Raw genomic sequence first — 18,578 nt, forward strand, 5'->3', positions numbered from 1 at the left:
CCCCTACCACCACCGAGCACACCACCACGGCGACATCACCATCACCGGACCCGCCCACCAACTCACCGTCCTCGACAGCGACGGCGACCCACTCACGTCGCGATCTCTGGCACGGCCGCCGAACCACCCACCACCGGACGTCCCGCCCTGCCCCGGACCCACCGGCGAACGCGCCCAATGGAAGTGGTACCAACCCTTCCAACCCAAGGCGCCACCGGAGAACTAAGTTGGGTGGGCGGTCAGGCGTTGAGTTCCGCCAGCGTGACCGCGAGATATGGGCCGCTGGGATTGATGACCAGGCCGCTGTAGCCGTCCTTGCGGGCTATCTCGATTGCCATGGTGGTTGTGCTCGCCATGACAGCGTCGGCGGCGTTGTGCGCCAAGACCTCTGGGGCGCTGGTGAAGGCGAAGAGTCCGGGCGACCCGTCCGGCATCGCGGTCGCGCGAAACCTCATCTCCCCGGGCTGCGATGTCTCGTCGACCCCGAGAAGTAACGGGCTGTCCTGCCTGAGCAAGGCGAGCACTGCCTGCCGGTCGATGCGTCCAGCATTGAAATCCACCGTGGCAGCTTTGAGTTGCTCGTTGTTGGGGTTGCGCAATGCGAAGTCGATCTCGGCCGCCGAGATCGCGCAGGTCGGTCCGGCGGGATCGATGTAGAGCCAGGCATCCTGCTGCGACTTGGCGAGTTCGAGTACGCCAACTGCCGGGTTGACCAGCGACATGGTGGCTGTCCCGGGCGGGTGAAGGCGCGCGATCTCTTCGTTGCGCGTGAACGCGAAGAGTGCACCTTTGCCGTCCGGCCCTGTGCCGCGACGGATCTGCAACCGTGCGCCGGGCGCGAAGCCGGTCGCAGTCGGCGCATCGGAGCCTGTGGTGTCCAACAGGAGATCGCCGAACATGCAGGATCGCAGGACTTCCAGCGCGGCCGCCTGGTTCGGTTGTGCCGCAAAGGATGCGACGGCCGCGCGGACGATGGTGTTGTCGACCAGTTTCATGTCAGCTTGCCATCAGACGGTTACGCCCCGAGTACGAGCCGTAGCACTGACCGATAGACACGACAGGCCGCGGGCAGTTCCCGCAGCTTCTCGAAGCGCCGTCATGTCATAACCCCGATAGCACCGATTCGGGCATCCCTTCGAGGAGCAATGCATCTAGCTCGTCGTACGAAAGGGTCAATAGTTTATTCACCGGCTGGACGCCACCAACTTGAAGCACAAAGTATCTGCTGGGGTCATCCTTCAACTCGAATCTCGAGACGTATTGTTCGATGGACAGCTGGCGGACCCGCTGATCTAGCCCGGAGTCCTCCCATGCCCATTCGATTGGGTCGAGTCGAAGGTCGATTCTCAAATACTCACCCACTTTGAGCACGATGTATTTGCCTGCTTCATCAACGGACGAGAAAACACCGCAGAGGGACTCGAGTGGTTCATTCCGACGCTCGCTTGTAACCCTCAGGACCGCCCATCCCACGTCGTTGGGCTGCAAAATAAATCCGGCCCACCCCGGATATGGAAATCCGGATCGCAGGTGTAGCCGTCCCGCCTCCCACACCGGGTCGTCTCTGGGCGCCTTTCCCGCGAGTGCGTAGACGCGGCGCCACTTCTCGTACCGAGCCAACAGATTCTGCCATTCCGCAGCAGCCCCATTCTCACTGGAATACATCTGTCTCCCTAGGGAATCTCGTGTGGATACCTCGAGTTCCTTGGTGCCCGCACCGGGGCGATTCACGGTGGTGGGCGGAATGCGAACCGACCTGGCGTGTTAACCGTGACGTCTGGTCGCGCCAGAGCGGCCGTGACCTGTTGAATGACAGCTTCTTTCAGTGCCGACGAATCAGCAGGCAGCCCAGGCGCATCGCCCGGTTCCGCAAGAAGCACCACACTGCCTGGCAGACCTGGCACATCCACCGAGCCGGCGAGCAAAAGCAAAGTGCCTGGAAGCATGGCGATCTCCTGCTCCTCGCGATAGCGCGCGAACGGCGCTACAAGACGACCCGTGATGCTGACGATTGCGGCCAACCATTCGGCGGTGAAGTTCTCACTGGCGACTCGTGGATCCATCGAAGTGGGCAGGATCCCACTGAGCGTGAAGGACGCGTTCGGCCTCGGACCCGCCATACCCCGATATGTGATTGTCGGCATCGCGGGAAGTGCCGACAAAGCTGTCAGGATGTCGTCAGCCATGGCCTATCCCTCTTCCGCAGCTTCAATCGCCGCCAACGTGGCTGCTGCGGCGCGGTTTACAAATTCAGTCTCACGAGCCTCGCCGTGTACATCCCATTGCCAGCTGCCGACGTATATCGTCGCGCCTCCCGGCCGCCCCGGAAATCCGATCTGAACCCGGTCATCGTTGATTGGGGCGGGCGCAGGAGCGAGAAGATTGCGGACAATTTCGACAACTACCTCGGGCGTATCCCCTGTGTAGTCGGCTGGTTTACGGACGTCGATTTGAAGGAGGTAAGCATCGGGCGGACCGTCACCCGGAGCGCTTCGATTCGCCGCAACTGTGACCACCCTCCCCGGCAGCTCCACCACCACTCCGTTCGACGCTGCGCGAATTGGGCGCTGAATCGCTACTAGCCCGGCTGCGAACGTGAGCAGACGATCCTCCGTCCACGCCGTCCACAGTGAGTGGGTCGGGCGGTAGTTGGAGATCTCCAACTTCCGCGCGTACGGGTGGGTCAGACCTTCACCTTTTCGCAGATGCCGCCATAGCCAATCTGCCAATACAGCAGGAGATTCCAACACCTCACCGCACGCGCTCTCTTCGGGACTTCCCATCACCTGACCTGCCTAATCACTATGCGCAATAACCCATCAGCACCAAGTTCGCGAGAGATTACTTCGAAGTTAGATCCTCGCGGGAAAAGGATCTCAGCTTCGTCGGTCCACCTAGACAGCGGAGCCACGTTCACACCGTTGTCACCCAATACGGTCAACAGTGTCGGTGTTTCGCCATCGCCCGCTCCGCGCGCGAAGGACTCGGCCACGCGCTCGTTCAACGAGGAACTGAGGTAACCAGGGTCTTGAAAGATGTCGCCCTCCTTCAATTGACTGAGTAACGAGTCCGGTGCGCGGAGTCCACGCCAAGTCGTGGAGGTCAGATCTGACAGGTCGCCGCGATACGGCGGCAAGCCGGCCAGTCCGTCGTCGGTCTGCGATATCTGCGATTCCATAGCCAAACGTTGCTCTTGCGTCATGGCCCCAACCGATTCAGACCCCAGCATCTGCTGCTGGAACGGCGTTAGATCGTCCATGTTTCGAAGGTACGGATTAATGCTCTGATAGTTCTCCGTCGTGTACTTGTATATCGCCTCAATCTGGTCTCTGCTGAGAGCTGGATAGGCGTCCGATACAGACTGAGCCCACTCAGAGAACCGCGACGGATCAATACTTCCGTCTGGAAGTCGAAACTCGTTGTCGATTTCGGCTAGGTCCGGCAACTGGTCACCGGGTACCCCGTGATTGGCAGGCGGATCATGCAACCCGGTGTGTGGTGGGTTATTCGGCTGGCGATCTCCCTGCGGAACTCCATGGCCATCCCCGTCATGGACTGAACCGCCTCCGTGCGGAGACCCGCCCTCGTGCGCAACACCTCCACCACCGTGAGGCGCACCGCCGCCGTCACCGTGGGGAGGAGCAATCTCAGGCACGCCTCCTCCGCCCCCGTTAGGGGTACCACCATCCCCGCCGTGCGGCATGCCGCCAGACGGCGGCCCGCCTGGCGCGTCCATCGGAGGTGCGGACGGGTGGCCACCAGATGGTCCGCTAGGAGCAGGAGCGGGTTCACTCACCGGCGCACCGGCCGGTGCCGACTCGGAAGTCGCAGGTGCAGAGGGCACTTCAGTCTTCGGCGCCGGGGCGCCATCCGGCGTATGGGTCACTGGCGGGGAAACAGGATCACCCGAAGCCGGAGCGGATGTCGGCTTCCCGCCCGCCGGCCCAGGCGCAGGGTCACGCGGTGTCGGCGGGGGCCCCGGTTCCGCCGGCTTCGGCAGCGGGCCGGGGCTCCCGGACGGCGGCTTGCCGCCGTCGAGACCGGTCTTGTTCAGGTCATCGAGTTTCGATGTGACGCGGTCAATGTCGCCTGCGACGTTGCGTAAACTCCCTGCCGCAGAGGATATCCCGGCCACCTCACCGGCAGCGCGCTCGGTGGCGCCGATCTCCGCACGCGCGGCTGCCCCCTCCGCGGCACGTGCGCCTCCGGCGGCTTTGACACCCGCTCCCCCGGGTATGACTGCGGTTCCGACGTCAAATCCCAGCTCACCGAGCCCGAGGAACGGCCGGTTGCTGGTGAAGATGTCGTCGAAATGCGTGACGTTCTTGACCATGTCGATGGAGCCCTCGGGATCCATCGCGAACGCCGTCGGAGCAGTCATCGGGTTGAACGTCAGAGCCATCTTGCTCAGGTTTTCGATGTTCTCCCATGTGCCTTTCGGATCACCGAGAGGATCGAATGCCGTCACCAATCCGCCGACCGTATTGATCGCACTGAGCGAGGCGCCGGTCGTCGCATCGGTGAATGCGTCGTTGATGTTGGCCGCGACCCGGCCGGCATCCTCGCCGAGATACTTGACCAGTTCGACGCGCGTGACGATTTCCATTGCGCGCGTGTAGTTCTTGATGCTGTTGTTCAGCTGCGCCAGCAGATCTTTACGGGCGGCCGACTGCCGCTTGTGGTTGGCGATCACGGCTTTGATATCGTCGGCGACCTCTTGGATCTTCTCTTCGGCGTCGCCGGTGATCAGCTCGAAGACAGTGCCCATGATGCCCTGGTCGATGACCGAGCCCACCACATCCTTCAGCTTGTTCAACAGGTCGCGAATCGCGTTCTGCGTTGTCTCGACATCGTTTGCGAAACTGGTCAATTGGCTGGCGATCTGCTGCGCCTCGCCGGCCAGCGACGCCATCGCGGTCCCGACATCGCGCACAGCCGCTTTCATCGGCTCCTTGTCGGGCATCTGCTGTGCATCGATGGTTGCGTAGGCACCGGAGTTCGCCGCAGCCACCCCGTAGAGCGGGGTGGCGAAAACGGACCACGCGGCCGCGGCCGCCCTGAGCTCGGTGGGCTCACCGTTGGGCCACCAGTCCCCGACCAGAAACTCGACGAGATACCACAACACCGGCGGAGTTTGACCGGGACCGTTGACATCTGGGTCTCCGCCTGGTGCTGAATACTGCGGCGGAGCGACCGGGGCCGGCAGCGGAGCGGCCCCGCCGCCGATGTCTGCGGCGGCCTCCGCGTGCGAATAGTTGGTCGCCGAACCCTGAATCAGATAGCCGACATGCTGCAGGGCATTGATCCCCTTGGCGACACCGTCGATCAACGCGCGCGCCGAGTCCTGATACGCGAAGCCGAAAGCGGTTCCCGCCGCATCCTGCCCGGTGTCTGCGTTGTACGAACCGGTCAAAGAGCCCACCGCGGCCACGATCGCGCCACTCACCTCACCGACGGCTGCGCCGGCACCCGAGAGCGCGGGCGGATCGACCCGCAACGGTTCACCCATGGCGCCTCGTAGCGGACATGATCTAGCCCCAGATTTTCAGGTTCGCCTCGACCGCGCCGCTGTAGGAGGTGTGCGCATGCTGCCCGGCGGACCGCAACTGGCTCAGCGCATTTCGCATCATGTCTGCGCCTTCCTTCCACTGTTTGTGGACGGCGGCATGGGATTCACTGGCGGCACCTTCCCACTGCGCATGCAGGTTGGCCACCACAGCATCACACTCTTCGAGCATTGAATCGACCACCGTCTGGTAGGACGCCATCCGCTCGACGATGTCGGCCAGCCGGTCGAGATCGACGGAGAATGCCTCAGCCACGGTGAACTCCCCGCAGCTCCGACGCCGAGGCCTGCTCGTGAGCCTCGAAGGCCTGGCCGGCTTGACCGAGCCGCTCCGCGATGGTCGCGAGCGCCTGCTGCACTTTCAGCGATCCGTCATGCCATTGTTTCCACGCGGTGCCATACGATCCGCCGGCCGACCCCTCCCAGGTCCCCAGCACCTGCTGCGCCTCGGTGTCGAGCTCGCGCAGCCCAGCTTGCAAATGCTGCGCCCCCGCGGTCAATGCCTCGCACGCCGCCCGGAGAACCGCAGGGTCGACCTTCAGCACGCCGCCATCGCCAGTTCCACTCACAGAGCAAACGCTACTGGCCTGACACCGCCGCCACAATTCACCTCTGAGCAGCGGGTCAAGGTCAAAAACCCGCAGGCACCGCTACCCGAACAGCGTCCGGATCGGCTCGCTGCCGTCCCAGTCCACGGCTGCCTGGCGCACCAGCTCACCCATTCCGATCGTCGCCGGGGTGAGCTCCATCAGCTCGATGATCGTCGCCGCCGTCCCGGGCGGCGGTTCGAAATATGCGTAGCGGGCCGTGCCCGGATCGCCACCCGACCACACCACCGGCCACCCTGCCGCTTGCCCGGCCGCCAGCGCGGCGTCGTAGTCCTGCGCCCAATAGGCCAGCTGGTGGAAACCGTCCCCACCCGCCGAGGTGAACTCCGAGTAGATCGACGGCGCATCGTTGTCCTGGTGAATGACCTCGATCTGCAAGTCGCCGCTGTTGGCCAACCCCAGTGTCAGCTTCACCGTGCACTCCTGGCCGCGGTAGATTCCCGTCTGCTCGATACCGCGCAGCACGTAGAACGGACCGACACCGAGTTCCAGCCAGGTCGCCAGAGCGGCGTCGAAATCCTGCACGATGTAACCGATTTGGCGGATCACGCCGGGCAATACAGGTCCGGGCACCAGATCTCCTCTCAGCCGGGCAGCACCGGCACCGCGCCGGGCGTCAGGAAAGGCCGTACATCCGACCAGGATTGGCTGTTCTCGGCACTGTTACCCGACAGCTGCAACACTCCGCGACTGTCGGACACGTACACCGCCGCAGGATTGGCCGCGACCGCGGTTACCGGCATCACGATGTTGCCGCTCGGCCCGTCGGAGTTCACCCCGTCGATGTTCACGTACGAGACCGGGTGCGCGGCATCGGTTCGCGTGACGACGATGTCGTCACCGGTGCGCCACGACAGCGACACAACCGACGACCCCAGCCCGAAACCGAGCCGCCGCGGATAGGTCAACGAGAACTCGCCGGCCGGGGTCTGCTCAACGTTCGCCAGAATCACCTGCCCGTTGATCACCATGGCTGCCCGAGTGCCATCCCGGGAAAGTTGCAATTCGGTTATCGCGCCGGGGAATTGGGACACCACGGCTGCGGAGTCGACAGGGATCCGCGCGGGCTGCCCCGATGCCTGTTCCTGGATCACGCGGACGACGCTGTTACCGTCCACCACCACCCACACCGCGTCGTCCAACGCCCAGGACGGCCGCGTCAACGAGCGGGCGTCGGTGGCTTTCGCCGCAACTGCGCCATTCGGGCCGATCCACAGCGAGGACAGCATGTCCGGCGCCCCGGGCCGCTGCACCGTCACCGACGCGATCGCCTGGCCGGTCCGCGACAGGGCCGCCGACACCTGATCATTCATCTGGCCGAACGAACCGGGCACCGGTGTGGCCCGCTGCCCGTCCAGCGAGACCAGCGATCCGCGGATCAGCGCGTGCACCCCGGCCGCGGCGCCGTCGACGGCGCCCGGATCGGTGGCCGCGACATCGGTGGTGTCCCAGCCCTCGGCGAAGCGGTCGTCCAGAGCCGCGCCGTCGGCGTTGATCACATACGGGCCCTTGATGTCGGCCCGCGCCAGCGTCCAAATGATCTGGGCGGCAAGCAGTTGCCGGCTGTGCGGATCGGTGGTGGTCAGGTTCTCCAGGTCGACCTTCGCGCCGCCGTAGCCGCGGCCGATCCCCGTCTTGCCGCCATCGGCGCGGGTCACCGGACCCATCATCTTCACCGGCCCCAACAGGTTGCGCACAGAGCGCGCCATCTCCGGGCGTGGCCCGGCGATCAATTTGTTGAGCAATTCGGTGGCCAGCTGGTCGCCGTCGGACACCGCCACATAGCGCGGATCGGGAACGACGGTCTTGCCGGTCGGGTCGACGAAGTAGAGGGTGTTGCGCTTGTAGGTGGCCTGGAACTGCTGCCAGTCCAGGAAGACCCCGTTGGGCAGCTTGTTGATCCGCCAGCCGTCGGGCGTCTGAACCAACTCCAGCGGACCCGGGTCGGGCAGTTGGCCCTCGGCGGTTTCGAAAACGCCCACATCGGAGAGCGACCCGAGCATGTCGGCCTTCATCGTCACCGCAACCCGTTCAGTGGACCGGGTTTCGACGAATACGACGTTGTCGATCAGCAGCGCACTGCCCTGGTCATCCCATCCGCTGGAGGCCGAAGCGGTGAGGAACTGTCGCGCGGCAAGATGCCGGTTCGCCGGGTCGGCGGTGGCCTTGAGGAATTCCCGCAGCAACTGGTCGGGGTCCATCCCGGGGGTCGGCTTGGGCAGGCTCTTGGGCTGGGGTCGTTCGACGGTTCCAATCGCTTGCGGCGCAGAGGAATTCGGTACTCCGGCACATCCGCCTGTGGTAATCGCGACCAGCCCGGCCACCAAAAGGGCCAGCAGCCGGCGTCTCACACGCTCTCCCCCGCCGGCTCCCGCTGCCTTACCTGGCGCAAGTCCTTGCGACTATCGCGTTCTGCAGCAACGGGTTTGAGCGGCAACGGGCTGGTTGTGACCTTGTGGCCACGCACGAGCGGAAGGGTCAGCCGGAAGCAGGCACCCTTGCCGGGTTCGCCCCAGGCCTCGAGTCGGCCCTGGTGCAACCGGGCATCCTCGATGCTGATCGCGAGGCCTAAACCTGTTCCGCCGGACCGACGCACGCGGGAGGGGTCCGAACGCCAGAACCGACTGAACACCAGCTTCTCCTCGCCAGGGCGCAAGCCGACACCGTAGTCGCGGACCGTGACGGCGACGGTGTCCTCGTCGGCGGCCATCCGGATGTGGACCGGCTTGTGCTCGGCATGGTCGATCGCGTTGGCGATCAGGTTCCGCAGGATGCGCTCGACGCGGCGGGCGTCGACCTCGGCGATGACCTCGCTGTCCGGCAGGTTGACCATCAGTTCGATACCGGCCTCATCGGCCAGGTGCCCGACGTTGCCCAATGCGCTGTTGACCGTGGATCGCAGATCGACTGCTTCGACCGAGAGTTCGGCGACGCCGGCGTCGTGGCGGGAGATCTCGAGCAGATCGTTGAGGAGAGTCTCGAACCGGTCGAGCTCATTGACCATGAGCTCGGTGGACCGGCGCAGCGCCGGGTCCAGTTCTTCGGAATGATCGTGGATCAGATCGGCCGCCATCCGCACCGTGGTCAGCGGGGTGCGCAACTCGTGGCTGACGTCGGAGGTGAAGCGGCGCTGCAGATTACCGAACTCCTCGAGGTTGGTGATCTGACGCTGCAGGCTCTCGGCCATATCGTTGAACGACACCGCCAGCCTGGCCATGTCGTCCTCACCACGCACCGGCATCCGCTCGGAGAGGTGGCCCTCGGCGAAGCGCTCGGCGATCCGGGACGCCGAACGCACCGGCAGCACGACCTGGCGCGATACCAGCAGCGCGATCCCGGCCAGCAGCACCAGCAGGACCAACCCGCCGGTGGCCATGGTGCCACGCACCAGAGTGATCGTGTTTTCTTCGTTGTTGAGCGGGAAGATCAGGTAGAGCTCGAGATTCGGCACGCGTGACGGTGCCGGCGTACCGATCAACAGCGCCGGGCCGCTGAACGCGTCGGTACGCACCGTCGAGTACTGGTAGCTGACCTGGCCGGCTTTGACGAAGTCGCGCAACGATTTCGGGATCTGGTCGACCGGCCCGGCAGCGGTGGCCGCCCGCGGTCCGTCACCAGGGACCATCAGCACCGCGTCGAACGTGCCGGCCAGGGCCGCCCCGGACGACTGGCCGGTCTTGGAGATCAAGGTGTTGCGCGCCAGCTGCAGGCTGCTGTCCAGAGACCGCGCCTCTTCACCACTGACCGTTCCGCTGACGGTGTTGCGCGCCCGGTCCAGTTCCTCGGTCGCCGCGTGGACCTTGACGTCGAGCACCCGGTTGGTGATCTGGCTGGTGAGCACGAAGCCGAGGGCCACGATGACGGCGGCCGACAGACCCAACGTCAGCACAACCACCCGCAACTGCAGCGACCGGCGCCAGATCAACCCCAGTGCTCGACTCAGCGCACTCGTACCCCGAACCAGGGGACCCGATCGTCCCCACGGACCGCGGATGCGCCGCCTCGAGCCGAACATCACCTGCGGCGCTCCTCCGAGCGCATCACGGCGGTCCGGCCTTGTAACCCACTCCTCGAACGGTCAGCACCACCTGCGGGTTCTCCGGGTCCTTCTCGACCTTCGCCCGCAACCGCTGGACATGCACGTTCACCAAACGGGTGTCCGCGGGGTGGCGATATCCCCACACCTGTTCGAGCAGCACATCTCGAGTAAACACCTGGCGTGGTTTGCGTGCCAGCGCCACCAGCAGGTCGAACTCGAGCGGGGTCAGCGAAATCTGCTCACCCTCCCGGGTGACCTTGTGCGCCGGCACGTCGATGTCGATGTCGGCGATCGACAGCATCTCGGCCGGCTCGTCCTCGTTGCGCCGCAGCCGGGCACGGACGCGCGCCACCAACTCCTTGGGTTTGAACGGCTTCATCACGTAGTCGTCGGCGCCCGACTCCAGGCCGAGCACCACGTCCACCGTGTCGGTCTTGGCGGTGAGCATGACGATCGGCACGCCGGAGTCCGCGCGCAGCACCCGGCACACATCGATGCCGTTCATGCCGGGCAACATGAGGTCCAACAACACCAGATCGGGGCGGAGCTCACGCACAGCCGTCAGCGCCTGCGAGCCGTCGCCGATGACCGCGGTGTCGAAACCCTCGCCACGCAAAACGATGGTGAGCATCTCGGCCAGCGATGGGTCGTCGTCGACTACGAGAATCCTTTGCCTCATGGTGTCCATGGTGTCACCGAATTGCGACAAACCCCGGCTACCACACGGGCGAGTTGCGACATTTCCGCTGGGTGGGGTCCTCTAACCCAGCAGCGAGGCCGCCAAAGCCTCCGGATCGACGTCCGGGGCGACGATCGACCAGGGCCCACCCCAGTTAGCGGCACCGAGTTCGGCGTACACCGCGCCCGTCCGGCGCTGCAGTCCGTCGTCGCGCTCGTAGGCGTCGCGGGCCCGGTCGACCTCCTGCTGGGCCCGGTGCCTGGCCCGCTCGGCGGCCAACTCGACCGACGCGTCGAGCAGGATCTGCCGATCGGGTTTGGGCAGGCCGAACCGGCCGTACTCGAGGTCGCCCACCCACGACACCGCCTCACCCGCGGCATCCTGATGCAATCGGGCCGCGCTGTACGCCGCGTTGGAGGCGACGTAGCGATCCAGGATCACCACGTCGTGCCTGCGACGGAGATCGGCGATGTGATCGATCGCCCCGGCCCTGTCGAGGGCGAACAGCGTCGCCATCGCATACACCGACGACGCCAGGTCACCGTGCCGGCCGTGCAGCGCCTCACTGGCCAGGTCGGCATGGATCGACTGGCCGTAGCGGGGGAAGGCCAGCGTGGTGACCGACTTGCCGTCGGCTTCCAAGGCGCGCTGAAGTCCGGCAGTCAATGTCCGCTTGCCGGCCCCGTCGAGTCCCTCGATGACGATGAGCACGGCCGCCATCATGCCCGAGCGGTGATCAGCTCGTCCGCCACCCACCGCGCGACGCCGGCCGGATACGGCGCGGGCACGATCAAGATGAGGTGGGTGAACCCCGCGTCGAGTCGCTGCCTGATCGCCGAACGAGTCGCGGCAGGGGCGTCGTAGTCGACGCCTACGGTGATCGAACGTTCGATCGCTGCCGGGTCGCGGCCGATCTCGGCGCAGAACCCGTCGAGCATCGCGCTGCGGCGGGCCCCCTCGGCGACGTCAGTTCCGGAGAAGTTCCAGATGTTCGCGTGTTCGGCGACGACCCGCAGCGTCGACGTAGCCTGTCCGCCGATCAGGATCGGCGGATGCGGACGCTGCTTCGGCTTCGGATTGCCATACGCGCCTTGAAGTTTGATGACGTCCCCGTCGAAGTCGAAGGGCTCGTCCGACGTCCACAATCGGCGGATGACGGTGCACGCCTCGGAGAGCGCGGTGACCGCGTGCTCGGCGTCGTTGTAGGGCAGCCCGTGCGCGTCGTATTCGCGGCGGGCAGCCGGATGCGACGGCCGTGATCCCGCACCGATGCCGAAATCGAGGCGACCGTCCGAGACGATGTCGACCGTCGTCGCGACCTTGGCCAATACCGCCGGCGGGCGAAATCGGTTGCTCGTGACCAGAAGTCCGAGCCGGAGTCGCTCAGTCTGTGCCGCCAGCGCCGACAAGAGTGTCCACCCCTCGAAGATGGGGCCGCCGGGGTCACCGGCGATGGGAAGAAGGTGATCGAACAGCCAGGCATGTTCGATTTCGGGAATTGAATCGGCCTCGCGCCACACTCTCGCAATGTCGTGATAGCCGACCTGCTGGGGCGCGGTCATGATGCCGAACCGCGCGTGATCGTGGCTCATGGAGTCCTCCCGGTTCTGCGATACCGTTAAACGGAACGCCGCTCCTCTTCAACATACGGAGCGTTGTTCCGCTTAGCAACCGCGAGGAGGTGAGCCGATGGCGGCGGAACGCAAACGGGCCGACGCCCGGCGGAATGCGCAGAACCTGCTCGAAGCGGCCGCGGCAGCGTTCGTCGCGTCGGGAGTGGACGCCCCGGTCCGCGATATCGCTGCCCGCGCCGGGGTCGGCATGGGCACGATCTACCGGCACTTCCCCACCCGCGCCGATTTGATCATCGCCGTGTACGAGCACCAGGTCGAGGCCTGCGCCGCGGCCGGGGCCGACCTGCTCGAAAACAACGCGTCACCGCACGCCGCACTGACCGCGTGGATCGACCAATTCGTCGACTTTCTGGTGACCAAACACGGCCTGGCGGCGGCACTTCAGTCCGACAGCGCACGATTCGACACGTTGCACGCGTACTTCATCGATCGATTGGTTCCGGTGTGCACGACGCTGCTCGAAGCGGCCGCTGCCGCCGGTGAAATCGAACCGGGGATCGAACCGTTGGGATTGCTGCGCGCCGTCGGCAATCTGTGCATCGGCAGCGACGATGAACGCTACGACGCGCGCAAAATGGTCGGACTGCTGGTGCAGGGGCTGCGCGTCTGACGCCGGACATGACAGCGCCGAGCGTGCGCGCAGATCGGGATCTCAGACGAGATCGCGATCGACGCGCACACTCGGCGCGATGAAAATCAGTAGCGGTAGTGCTCCGGCTTGTACGGGCCTTCGACGTCGACGCCGATGTACTCGGCCTGGTCCTTGGTGAGCTTGGTCAGCGTGCCACCGAGAGCCTCGACGTGGATGCGGGCCACCTTCTCATCGAGGTGCTTGGCCAGCCGGTAGACCTCGTTGTCGTACTCGTCGTTCTTGGTCCACAGCTCGATCTGGGCGATCACCTGGTTGGAGAAGCTGTTGCTCATCACGAACGACGGGTGACCCGTCGCGTTGCCCAGGTTCAGCAGGCGGCCCTCGGACAGCACGATGATCGACTTGCCGTCTTCACCGAAGATCCACTCGTCGACCTGCGGCTTGATGTTGATCCGCTTGGCGCCGGACCGTTCCAGGGCGGCCATGTCGATCTCGTTGTCGAAGTGGCCGATGTTGCCCAGGATGGCCTTGTCCTTCATCGCCTTCATGTGATCGAGGGTGATGATGTCCTTGTTGCCGGTCGAGGTGACGACGATGTCGGCATCACCGATCGCGTCCTCCACGGTGACCACGTCGAAGCCGTCCATCAAGGCCTGCAGCGCGTTGATCGGGTCGATCTCGGTGACCTGCACGCGAGCGCCCTGCCCGGCCAGCGACTCCGCGCAGCCCTTGCCCACGTCGCCGTAGCCGCAGATCAGCACCTTCTTGCCGCCGATCAGCACGTCGGTGCCGCGGTTGATGCCGTCGATCAGCGAGTGCCGGGTGCCGTACTTGTTGTCGAACTTGCTCTTGGTGACCGAGTCGTTGACGTTGATGGCCGGGAAGGCCAGCTCACCGGCGGCGGCGAACTGGTACAGCCGCAGCACACCGGTGGTGGTCTCCTCGGTGACACCCTTGACCGACTCGGCGATCTTCGTCCACTTGGTGTTGTCGTTCTCGAAGCTCTTGCGGCACAGCTCCAGGAAGACCTTCCACTCGGCCGAGTCGTCGTCCTCGGCGGGCGGAACCACACCGGCCTTCTCGTACTGCGCACCGCGCAGCACCAGCATGGTGGCGTCGCCGCCGTCGTCGAGAATCATGTTCGCCGGCTCGCCTTCCCAGGTGAGCATCTGCTCGGCGGCCCACCAGTACTCCTCCAGCGTCTCGCCCTTCCAGGCGAACACCGGGGTGCCGGTCGGCTCCTCGGGGGTGCCGTGCGGGCCGACGACGACGGCGGCCGCGGCGTGGTCCTGGGTGGAGAAGATGTTGCAGGACGCCCAGCGGACCTCCGCACCGAGCGCGACCAGCGTCTCGATCAGCACCGCGGTCTGCACGGTCATGTGCAGCGAACCCGAGATCCGGGCGCCCTTGAGCGGCTGGACGTCGTGGTATTCGCGGCGCAGCGCCATCAGGCCGGGCATCTCGTGCTCGGCCAGCCGGATTTCCTTGCGGCCGAATTCGGCCAGCGACAGGTCGGCGACCTTGAAGTCGATGCCGTTGCGCACCTCGACGGTCATTTCAGACATGTAGAGCCCCTTTTCGTTCGTCATTGCCGGTGAGCGCGCGATACGCGCGCTGGCGACACCCTCAGCCTGCGGGCTCGCGGGACAGGCGCTTGGAGCGCTCTGACAGCTAAGGAATATCGACTACACCGTAGCGTTCGGCGAACGGCGTCATCAATCGGGCCAGGTCTAAGGCCACATCGTGGTCGGCCTCGGGCGGCATCGACACGTAGCTCATCGCCAGCCGCACGATCGCGCGGGCCAGCACCCCCGAGTCGGCCTCGCTGGCACTGACCCAGCTGTTCATGAAGGCCTCGGTGAGCTTGGCCGAGGCGCGGGTGATGATCGGCGCGCTGTCGGTGGTGATCATTTGCAGCAGGTCAGGTTTGGCGACGCCGGTCAGCAACGAGATCACCAGCGGGTCGGCGGCCGACTCGGTGAAGAACACCCGGAAACCCTCGGTGAAGGCGGCCAGCACGTCGCCGACGTTGGAGCTGATCGCGGTCCCGATCGCATCCACCAGGCGGTCGGCCAGCCGAATCGCGTACCCCTGCGCCAGGCCTTGCCGGGAACCGAACTCGTTGTAGATGGTCTGGCGGCTGACCCCCGCGGTGCGCGCCACGTCGGACAGGGTGATCGCGGACCAGTCCTTGGTCAGAAGTTCCTCGCGCATCGCGTCGAGGACCGAGTCCCGCAGCAGCGCGCGAGAGGCCTCGGGATAGGGCACCCGAGGACTCTTCACATGCGCGAGAGTAGTGGTCACGGCCTCGCGACTTCCACCATCTCGAAGTCCGACTTCGACGCGCCGCAGTCCGGGCAGCTCCAGTCCTCCGGGATGTCGTCCCAGCGGGTGCCCGGCGCGATGCCGTCCTCCGGCCAGCCCTTTGCTTCGTCGTACTCGAATCCACACTGCACACAGATGAACAGCTTGTAGTCCTGCTCGCTCATTGCTTGACACCTATCTCTTCGAAGTCAACTTTTTCTCGCACCCCGCAGTCGGGGCAACACCAGTCGTCGGGTACGTCGGCCCAGGCGGTGCCTGGCGGGAAGCCCTCGCGCGCAGCGCCTTTCGCTTCGTCGTATACGTAGTCACAGATCGGGCACTGGTAGGCGCTCATGCGGGCACCCCGTACCGGGCCAGGATCTTCGCCCGCCGGCGCGGATCGATGTTGATCTTGGTGATGTCACCGTCGTAGTGCTCGATCACCCGGTGGTCCATCATCCGGCGCCACACCCAGGGGAAGTACGTCACGCCGATCAAAGTCGCGTAGCCGCTCGGCAATTCGGGCGCCTCGGACATGCTGCGCAGCGTCTGGTAACGCCGGGTCGGGTTGGCGTGGTGGTCGCTGTGCCGTTGCAGGTGATACAGGAACAGGTTGGTCACCAGATGGTCGGAGTTCCAGCTGTGCTGCGGGGAGCACCGCTCGTATCGTCCGTTCTCGTTCTTCTGGCGCAGCAGTCCGTAGTGCTCCAGATAGTTCACCGACTCCAGCATCGAGAAGCCGAACACCGCCTGGATGATGAGGAACGGAATCAGCGCGGGGCCGAACACCGCGATGAGCGCGCCGAACAGCACCACCGACATCAGCCAGGCGTTGAGAACGTCGTTGCCCAGCCAGGTACGCGGATCCCACGGACTCCTGCCGAGTCGGCGGATACGGGCCGCCTCGAGTGTGAGCGCTGAGCGGGCGCTACCAAACACGCTGCGCGGCAGGAACTCCCAGAACGTCTCGCCGAAGCGGGCCGACGCCGGATCCTCCGGGGTGGCGACCCGCACGTGGTGGCCACGGTTGTGCTCGATATAGAAGTGGCCGTAGCAGGTCTGCGCCAGCGTGATCTTCGACAGCCAGCGCTCCAGCGAGTCCTTCTTGTGTCCGAGTTCGTGCGCGGTGTTGATGCCCGTTCCGCCGAGCACGCCCACCGACAGCGCCAGACCGATCTTGGCGAACCAGCTCAGCGAGCCCTCGTAGCCCAGCCAGCTGAGGTTCGACGCGGTGAACATGTAGGCGCCGAAGATCAGGCTGAGGAATTGGAACGGGATGAACGCGTACGTGCAGTACCGGTAGTACTTGTCGTTCTCCAGGTACTCCATCAGTTCGTCCGGCGGGTTCTGGCCGTCGCGGCCGAACTTCAGGTCCAGCGCCGGCAGCAGCGCGTAGATCAGGAACGGGCCGACCCAGAAAAACACCTGGGACGCCGCGGTCCAACCGAGCTGGTTCAGACCCCAGATGACCGGCAGCACCACGAACAGCGCGGTCGGTGCGATCAGGCCCATCAGCCACAGGTAGCGCTTCTTGTCCCGCCACTGCGCAGTCGGCGCAGGGACGGCGTTGTCCAGCTGAGACGTCACGACGGTTACCTCCTAAGTCAGGTTCGATTGATTTGACTATAGAGGCAGATTTGTCGGGTGTCTAGACAAATCGCTGGTCTTTGTAAATCAGCGGGCGGCGGCGGCCTCCCGCTTGGCCAACACCGAGTGGGATCGCCCGTAGAGCAGGTAGAACCCCACCCCGATGACCATCCACACCAGGAACCGAATCCAGGTCAGACCGGTCAGGTTGAGCATCAGCCAGCCACACGCCGCGATGGACAGGATCGGCAACACCGGGACCAGCGGCGCACGGAACCCGCGCTCCAGGTCCGGGCGGGTCCGGCGAAGAATGATCACGCCGGCCGAGACCAGGATGAACGCGAACAGCGTCCCCACGTTCACCATCTCTTCGAGCTTGTCGATCGGGAAGACGGTGGCCGCGACCGCGGTGAGCACGCCGACCAGCACGGTGATCCGCACCGGCGTGCCGCGGCTGCCGGTCTGGGCCAGCTGACGCGGCAGCAGGCCGTCGCGCGCCATCGCGAACAACACCCGCGACAACCCGAGAATCAGCACCATGACCACCGTGGTCAGGCCGGCCAGCGCTCCGATCGAGATCACCTTGGCCGCCCAGTCCACACCGTTGAGCGAGAACGCGGTGGCGAGGTTGGCGTGGCCGTTCTCGGCCTTGTCGCGCAGGTCGCTGAATCGGACCATGCCCGACAACACGATCGAGACCGACACGTAGAGGACGGTCACGATCGCCAGCGAGGCGAGGATGCCTCGCGCGACGTCTCGCTGCGGGTTCTTGGTCTCCTCGGCCGTCGTGGCCACCACGTCGAACCCGATGAATGCGAAGAACACGATCGAGGCCCCGGCCAGCACTCCGTACATGCCGTAATGACTGCTCTCGGCGCCGGTCAGCAGGGAGAAGACGGACTGGTTGACGCCCGTTCCGGACGAACCCGCGCCGCTCTCGGACGGCGGGATGAACGGGGAGAAGTTGGCCGCCTTGATGTAGAACGCTCCGACGATGACGACGAGCGCGACGACCGCGACCTTGATGGCTGTGATCACTGCCGAGACGTTCGCCGAGAGTTTGGTGCCCAACGCGAGCAGGGTGGTGACGATCGCGACGATGAGCAGGGCACCCCAGTCGAAGTTCAGCGGGCCGATGGCCACGACCCCACCGGAGAAACCGAAGACGGTGCCCAGATAACTGGACCAGCCCTTGGCCACCACGGCGGCGCCGACCGCGAACTCCAAGATCAGGTCCCAGCCGATGATCCAGGCGACGAACTCCCCGAACGTCGCGTACGAGAAGGTGTAGGCGCTGCCCGCCACCGGCAGCATCGAAGCGAACTCGGCGTAGCACAGCGCAGCCAAACCGCAGGTCACAGCAGCGATGACGAACGACACCGAGATGGCGGGGCCGGTGATGTTGCCGAACGTCGACGCGGTGACGGTGAAGATGCCCGCGCCCACGACGACGGAGACGCCGAAGACCGTGAGGTCCCACCACGTCAGATTTTTGCGGAGCCGGGTGCCCGGCTCGTCGGTGTCGAGGATGGACTGCTCCACCGACTTGGTCCGCCACTTAGAGGTCAT

Annotated in this window: 20 protein-coding genes and 1 pseudogene; 2 read left to right on the plus strand and 19 right to left on the minus strand. The window is 65.1% G+C overall.

Features of this window, described 5'->3' with window-relative positions:
- Positions 1 to 226: pseudogene (locus BST42_RS29915) on the plus strand (hypothetical protein); the annotation flags it as partial.
- A 13-nt stretch (positions 227 to 239) separates the two neighbouring features.
- Here BST42_RS29915 and BST42_RS22125 read toward each other — a convergent pair.
- From BST42_RS22125 to BST42_RS22180, 13 genes are all read right to left on the minus strand, one after another.
- Positions 240 to 995: an SseB family protein gene (locus tag BST42_RS22125; protein ID WP_083121476.1), complete on the minus strand. Its 756-nt coding sequence runs from the start codon at positions 993 to 995 to the stop codon at positions 240 to 242.
- A gap of 106 nt (positions 996 to 1,101) precedes the next feature.
- Entirely contained in the window at positions 1,102 to 1,665 is a 564-nt protein-coding gene (locus BST42_RS29400; RefSeq protein ID WP_133057501.1) for a hypothetical protein, read from the minus strand.
- A 62-nt stretch (positions 1,666 to 1,727) separates the two neighbouring features.
- Positions 1,728 to 2,186: a hypothetical protein gene (locus BST42_RS22135; protein WP_083121478.1), complete on the minus strand. Its 459-nt coding sequence runs from the start codon at positions 2,184 to 2,186 to the stop codon at positions 1,728 to 1,730.
- Between the two features lie 3 nt (positions 2,187 to 2,189).
- Positions 2,190 to 2,783, minus strand: coding sequence for a hypothetical protein (locus tag BST42_RS29405; RefSeq protein WP_133057502.1), 594 nt, complete (start codon positions 2,781 to 2,783; stop codon positions 2,190 to 2,192).
- A complete protein-coding gene (locus BST42_RS22140) occupies positions 2,783 to 5,509 on the minus strand; it encodes an ADP-ribosyltransferase (protein WP_083121479.1) in 2,727 nt (908 codons plus the stop codon). Before BST42_RS22140 ends, BST42_RS29405 begins: the two co-directional genes overlap by 1 nt.
- A gap of 22 nt (positions 5,510 to 5,531) precedes the next feature.
- Complete coding sequence (locus BST42_RS22145; protein WP_083121480.1) at positions 5,532 to 5,822, minus strand: WXG100 family type VII secretion target; 291 nt, start codon at positions 5,820 to 5,822, stop codon at positions 5,532 to 5,534.
- Positions 5,815 to 6,135: a WXG100 family type VII secretion target gene (locus BST42_RS22150; RefSeq protein ID WP_165760898.1), complete on the minus strand. Its 321-nt coding sequence runs from the start codon at positions 6,133 to 6,135 to the stop codon at positions 5,815 to 5,817. The genes BST42_RS22145 and BST42_RS22150 overlap by 8 nt, the downstream gene beginning before the upstream one ends.
- An 81-nt stretch (positions 6,136 to 6,216) precedes the next feature.
- Positions 6,217 to 6,747, minus strand: a complete 531-nt coding sequence (locus BST42_RS22155; protein WP_083121482.1) for a VOC family protein — start codon at positions 6,745 to 6,747, stop codon at positions 6,217 to 6,219.
- An 11-nt stretch (positions 6,748 to 6,758) separates the two neighbouring features.
- A complete protein-coding gene (gene lpqB, locus BST42_RS22160) occupies positions 6,759 to 8,525 on the minus strand; it encodes an MtrAB system accessory lipoprotein LpqB (RefSeq protein WP_083121483.1) in 1,767 nt (588 codons plus the stop codon).
- Positions 8,522 to 10,192, minus strand: coding sequence for an MtrAB system histidine kinase MtrB (gene mtrB, locus BST42_RS22165; RefSeq protein WP_083121484.1), 1,671 nt, complete (start codon positions 10,190 to 10,192; stop codon positions 8,522 to 8,524). The genes lpqB and mtrB overlap by 4 nt, the downstream gene beginning before the upstream one ends.
- A 22-nt stretch (positions 10,193 to 10,214) precedes the next feature.
- Positions 10,215 to 10,901: a two-component system response regulator MtrA gene (mtrA, locus tag BST42_RS22170; protein ID WP_071947075.1), complete on the minus strand. Its 687-nt coding sequence runs from the start codon at positions 10,899 to 10,901 to the stop codon at positions 10,215 to 10,217.
- 72 nt (positions 10,902 to 10,973) lie between these two features.
- Entirely contained in the window at positions 10,974 to 11,603 is a 630-nt protein-coding gene (locus BST42_RS22175; protein ID WP_083121595.1) for a dTMP kinase, read from the minus strand.
- 8 nt (positions 11,604 to 11,611) lie between these two features.
- On the minus strand, positions 11,612 to 12,484 hold the full coding sequence (locus BST42_RS22180; RefSeq protein ID WP_083121485.1) for an LLM class flavin-dependent oxidoreductase: 873 nt from the start codon (positions 12,482 to 12,484) through the stop codon (positions 11,612 to 11,614).
- A gap of 97 nt (positions 12,485 to 12,581) precedes the next feature.
- Here BST42_RS22180 and BST42_RS22185 point away from each other — a divergent pair, with 97 nt between their 5' ends.
- The gene (locus BST42_RS22185; protein ID WP_083121486.1) at positions 12,582 to 13,136 is read left to right on the plus strand and encodes a TetR/AcrR family transcriptional regulator; all 555 of its coding nucleotides are present in this window, start codon (positions 12,582 to 12,584) and stop codon (positions 13,134 to 13,136) included.
- An 86-nt stretch (positions 13,137 to 13,222) separates the two neighbouring features.
- On the opposite strand, the gene ahcY is transcribed toward BST42_RS22185, so the two are convergent.
- The 6 genes from ahcY to BST42_RS22215 form a co-directional block, all read right to left on the minus strand.
- Entirely contained in the window at positions 13,223 to 14,683 is a 1,461-nt protein-coding gene (gene ahcY / locus BST42_RS22190) for an adenosylhomocysteinase (RefSeq protein WP_083121596.1), read from the minus strand.
- 106 nt (positions 14,684 to 14,789) lie between these two features.
- A complete protein-coding gene (locus tag BST42_RS22195) occupies positions 14,790 to 15,332 on the minus strand; it encodes a TetR family transcriptional regulator (RefSeq protein ID WP_233209406.1) in 543 nt (180 codons plus the stop codon).
- Positions 15,333 to 15,418: 86 nt separating this feature from the next.
- Positions 15,419 to 15,607 (minus strand): rubredoxin, encoded by a 189-nt coding sequence (locus BST42_RS22200; protein ID WP_083121488.1) that lies wholly within the window; start codon positions 15,605 to 15,607, stop codon positions 15,419 to 15,421.
- Complete coding sequence (locus BST42_RS22205) at positions 15,604 to 15,777, minus strand: rubredoxin (RefSeq protein WP_083121489.1); 174 nt, start codon at positions 15,775 to 15,777, stop codon at positions 15,604 to 15,606. Before BST42_RS22205 ends, BST42_RS22200 begins: the two co-directional genes overlap by 4 nt.
- Positions 15,774 to 16,934, minus strand: a complete 1,161-nt coding sequence (locus BST42_RS22210) for an alkane 1-monooxygenase (protein WP_237159551.1) — start codon at positions 16,932 to 16,934, stop codon at positions 15,774 to 15,776. Before BST42_RS22210 ends, BST42_RS22205 begins: the two co-directional genes overlap by 4 nt.
- Positions 16,935 to 17,096: 162 nt before the next feature.
- Positions 17,097 to 18,578 (minus strand): amino acid permease, encoded by a 1,482-nt coding sequence (locus BST42_RS22215; protein ID WP_083121597.1) that lies wholly within the window; start codon positions 18,576 to 18,578, stop codon positions 17,097 to 17,099.

Source organism: Mycolicibacterium rhodesiae, assembly GCF_002086695.1.
In the GTDB taxonomy this organism is placed as follows: domain Bacteria; phylum Actinomycetota; class Actinomycetes; order Mycobacteriales; family Mycobacteriaceae; genus Mycobacterium; species Mycobacterium rhodesiae.

Bases quoted from the DNA above. Each gene is read 5' to 3' on its own strand.
- BST42_RS22125 (WP_083121476.1), bottom strand. From the start codon at position 995: ATGAAACTGGTCGACAACACCATCGTCCGCGCGGCCGTCGCATCCTTT.
- BST42_RS29400 (WP_133057501.1), bottom strand. From the start codon at position 1,665: ATGTATTCCAGTGAGAATGGGGCTGCTGCGGAATGGCAGAATCTGTTG.
- BST42_RS22135 (WP_083121478.1), bottom strand. From the start codon at position 2,186: ATGGCTGACGACATCCTGACAGCTTTGTCGGCACTTCCCGCGATGCCG.
- BST42_RS29405 (WP_133057502.1), bottom strand. From the start codon at position 2,783: ATGGGAAGTCCCGAAGAGAGCGCGTGCGGTGAGGTGTTGGAATCTCCT.
- BST42_RS22140 (WP_083121479.1), bottom strand. From the start codon at position 5,509: ATGGGTGAACCGTTGCGGGTCGATCCGCCCGCGCTCTCGGGTGCCGGC.
- mtrA (WP_071947075.1), bottom strand. From the start codon at position 10,901: ATGGACACCATGAGGCAAAGGATTCTCGTAGTCGACGACGACCCATCG.
- BST42_RS22180 (WP_083121485.1), bottom strand. From the start codon at position 12,484: ATGAGCCACGATCACGCGCGGTTCGGCATCATGACCGCGCCCCAGCAG.
- BST42_RS22185 (WP_083121486.1), top strand. From the start codon at position 12,582: ATGGCGGCGGAACGCAAACGGGCCGACGCCCGGCGGAATGCGCAGAAC.
- ahcY (WP_083121596.1), bottom strand. From the start codon at position 14,683: ATGTCTGAAATGACCGTCGAGGTGCGCAACGGCATCGACTTCAAGGTC.
- BST42_RS22195 (WP_233209406.1), bottom strand. From the start codon at position 15,332: ATGCGCGAGGAACTTCTGACCAAGGACTGGTCCGCGATCACCCTGTCC.
- BST42_RS22200 (WP_083121488.1), bottom strand. From the start codon at position 15,607: ATGAGCGAGCAGGACTACAAGCTGTTCATCTGTGTGCAGTGTGGATTC.
- BST42_RS22205 (WP_083121489.1), bottom strand. From the start codon at position 15,777: ATGAGCGCCTACCAGTGCCCGATCTGTGACTACGTATACGACGAAGCG.
- BST42_RS22210 (WP_237159551.1), bottom strand. From the start codon at position 16,934: ATGGGCCTGATCGCACCGACCGCGCTGTTCGTGGTGCTGCCGGTCATC.
- BST42_RS22215 (WP_083121597.1), bottom strand. From the start codon at position 18,578: ATGACCTCTAAGTGGCGGACCAAGTCGGTGGAGCAGTCCATCCTCGAC.